General features: G+C 74.0%; 1 pseudogene. It reads left to right on the forward strand.

The window, feature by feature from the left end:
* Window positions 1-168: 168 nt before the first annotated feature.
* Window positions 169-503 (forward strand): annotated as a pseudogene (locus AC5LSR_RS06725) (glycosyltransferase family 2 protein); the annotation flags it as partial.

Below are 503 nucleotides of genomic sequence, written 5' to 3' on the forward strand. Positions count from 1 at the left end.
CCGGAAAAAGCCGCACCAGGAAAGCCGGCACCGGAAGAAGCGGTACCAGGAAAATCGGCGCCGGAGAAAGCGGCACCGAGCAGGCCGAAAAAAGCGGCTCCGGGGAGATCCGTGCCCGCGGCCGCGTCGGCCACCGCCTCCTCGGGTTATGTCGAGGAGGTCACGAAGGTGCTCAGACGGCCGGCCGCGCTGTCGGCGTCCGCGTCCGGCGGGCGGGGTGAGGAGGTCACGCAGACGACGGTCGTGCCGGCGCTGTCGGCCTCCGCGCCCGGCGGATACCGCGAGGAGGCCACCCAGACGATCATCCTGCCCGCGGTGCTGTCCTCGCTCGGGCCGGCCGGCTACTCCGAGGAGGCCACGCAGAAACTGATCCGGCCCACGCAGGGCGCCGGATCAGGGAAGCCGGGGAAACCGGGGAAGCCGGCCCGCCGCGCCCAGGACGCTGCCGCGCGCGGAGGGCGGTCCGCGGTCGCGGTGGCAGCCTCGGCCGAGCAGCCGGCGGC

The organism is Protofrankia sp. CiP1_Cm_nod4 (assembly GCF_982290645.1).